This window comes from Spiroplasma sp. Moj, assembly GCF_016082285.1.
Taxonomy (GTDB): domain Bacteria; phylum Bacillota_I; class Bacilli_A; order Mycoplasmatales; family Mycoplasmataceae; genus Spiroplasma; species Spiroplasma phoeniceum.
The window spans coordinates 1-2,651 of record NZ_MQTY02000128.1 but is presented as its reverse complement, the minus strand read 5'-3'; the positions used below and the strand labels follow the sequence as shown (position 1 = coordinate 2,651).

The following is a 2,651-nucleotide window of genomic DNA, read 5'->3' as shown; positions in this document are numbered from 1 at the left end:
GTTAGCTTTGCCACCTTTTTTAAATTTTTCTATTTCAGCAACCTTTAAAATATCTAACATTTTATTAAAAGTGGCTTGTTTTATTCCTGTTAATCGGAATAATTCTTTATCATTAATAAAATCAAATTTATCAAATTTCATAATTTTAGATTCCTATAATTTCTATTTTAAATATATTTTATAGGAATTTTAAAATAACTAGGTTATGCAAGAAGTCTAATATATTTGAAAAAGTTGTATTAAATATTTTGTTACTTCTAACTTATTTTTTAAAATATTAAATGATAATTTTAAATCTAAAAAAAATTAAATATAGTGAAATTTCGGTAATATCAAACTTATATTCTAAATCATTAATTTCCTTAGCAATATTGGCAATTTGCTCACCAATAGTATCATATTCATCAAGAACAGCATTCGTTTGTAAACTTGCTCGTTCTTGTAATTCAGTAAGATCTAAATTAATTGCTTGAATTGTTGACATTAGTTCATTCAAAGTTTGTTCAATTTTTTCTTCACGCAAAGACATTTGCTCTACTTTATTTTCCATTTTTTACTTTCACTTACTTATAATTATAATATATCATAAAACTAAAAAAGATTAGTTTTAATAATTAATTACTAATCCTTTAAAACGTGTCACTGAATTAATTGTTTCACGAATCCCTTGAACTCCTTGTCCAGAATCATGAATTCCTAAAAACGGGAATGAATCAGGTCCTCGTTGAGTACGACCATTAATATTAACCGTTCCTGTTTCTAATTCATTAGCAATATTAAATGCTGCATTAATATCTTTTGTAAAAATACATGCTTGCAATTTAAAATTTGATTTATTTGCTAAAGTAATCATTTCTTCAACATTCTTACAACGAATAATTGGTAAGACTGGACCAAATGGTTCTTCTCATGCTAATCGCATTTCTGAGGTAACATGGTCAATTAAAGTTGCACTAATTAAATTATCTTTTCGTTGATTACCAAGTATTAATGTTGCTTTTTTTACTAAAGCATCATCAATTAAACCTTGTAAAAAATCTGCAGCTTTTAAATCAATGACAGGAATAATAGCTTTATTATCTAATGGCGAACCTGCTTCTAACTTGCTAACTTCTATTTTTAATAATTTTACTAGTTCATCAGCAATTGTTTCATCTACTAATACTCGCTTAATAGCCGTACAACGTTGTCCAGAATATGCATAAGCACCAGCAACAATTTCTTTTACTGCTTTTGTTAAATCAGCATCTTTTAATACTAAAGCTGGATCTTTTCCTCCTAATTCTAATACTAAGTCTTTTCCATGTCCTAATTTGCGAATATGATTGCCAACAGCAACTGACCCAGTAAATGAAATAACATCAATTTCAGGATTTAAAACTAATAAATCTCCAATATCACGTCCACGACCAGTTACAACATTAAAAACACCTTTCGGAAAACCAACTTCAAAAGCTAATTTTGCCATATATAACCCAGTTAAACTGCCATTTGTTGCCGGTTTAAAAACAACAGTATTACCAACAACTAAACTTGGTACAATTTTTGCAATACTTAAATTAACAGGATAATTAAATGGTGAAATTGCCAAAATAACACCTTTTGGAACACGAGAAAAAATCCCTAATTTATTTTTAATATTTCAACCATCCCCAGTTAATGTTTCTGGAAAAACTCGTTTTGCTTCTTCAATTGTGTAATCAATATATTCAATACTACGTTCTACTTCAACTTGACCATCTTTTAAACTTTTTCCAATTTCATGGGCCATAATTTTCGCAAGCTCTGTCTTATGACTTTCTAATAATTTTGCTCATTTTTGCAAATAACTAATTCGTTCAAATAAAGCTAAATTTGCTCATTCTTTTTGTGACTGTCGAGCCCACTTAAACGCTTCATTTATTTCTTTTTCTTTTAGAGCTGGAACACGACCATATGGCTTATTATTAATTGGTGAAATTATTTCTAATCAATCCCTATTATTGATTAATTCACCATTAATTAATGCATTCAATTCCAAATTCATTTTACCGCCTCGTTTCTTTCTACATTATTCTATTTATATTTTATGCTTTTTTAAAATTATTAAAAGATACTTTCCACATTTAAATTATTGTTTATAATAAAATGTTTTAATGTTGTTAACGCACGTTCACTATATGCTAAATATTTTTCATTTTTACTTTTAAAATGTTGTTCAAAGGGAGGGATAATGCCAAAATTTGCTTTCATTGACTGAAAATTAGTTTTTGAAGCATTAATAATATAATTCACTAATGCGCCCATCATTGTTTCGGGTGGAAATGTTAACATTGGGTCATTATTTAATAATCTTGCAATATTTAGGGCACTAATAATTCCTGTGGCTGTTGATTCAACATATCCTTCAACGCCAATAATTTGACCAGCAAAAAATAAATTCTGATGTTTTTTTACTTGTAAAAATTGATTTAATAAAATTGGAGAATTAATAAAATTATTCTTATGAATAACACCATATCGTACAATCTGAGCATTTGCTAAACCTGGAATCATACTAATAAGGCGTTGCTGCTATGGAAACTTCAAATTAGTTTGAAAACCAACTAAATTATATAATAGACTTCTTGCATAACCTATTAAAATAATTGTAAATATTTTTAAAAAGATAC

The 2,651-nt window shown here is 27.5% G+C and carries 3 protein-coding genes; all 3 read right to left on the bottom strand.

Annotated elements, in window-relative coordinates; all coding sequences use genetic code 4:
• Nucleotides 1-277 precede the first annotated feature (277 nt).
• Genes BST80_RS04955 through BST80_RS04945 form a run of 3 tightly spaced genes read right to left on the bottom strand, consistent with a single transcriptional unit; the run spans nucleotide 278 to nucleotide 2,541 of the window.
• Nucleotides 278-550 (bottom strand): hypothetical protein, encoded by a 273-nt coding sequence (locus BST80_RS04955; RefSeq protein ID WP_415746228.1) that lies wholly within the window; start codon nucleotides 548-550, stop codon nucleotides 278-280.
• Between the two features lie 57 nt (nucleotides 551-607).
• Nucleotides 608-2,026 (bottom strand): NADP-dependent glyceraldehyde-3-phosphate dehydrogenase, encoded by a 1,419-nt coding sequence (locus BST80_RS04950; RefSeq protein WP_415746227.1) that lies wholly within the window; start codon nucleotides 2,024-2,026, stop codon nucleotides 608-610.
• Nucleotides 2,027-2,085: 59 nt separating this feature from the next.
• Nucleotides 2,086-2,541 (bottom strand): FAD-dependent oxidoreductase, encoded by a 456-nt coding sequence (locus BST80_RS04945; RefSeq protein ID WP_415746229.1) that lies wholly within the window; start codon nucleotides 2,539-2,541, stop codon nucleotides 2,086-2,088.
• Nucleotides 2,542-2,651 lie beyond the last annotated feature (110 nt).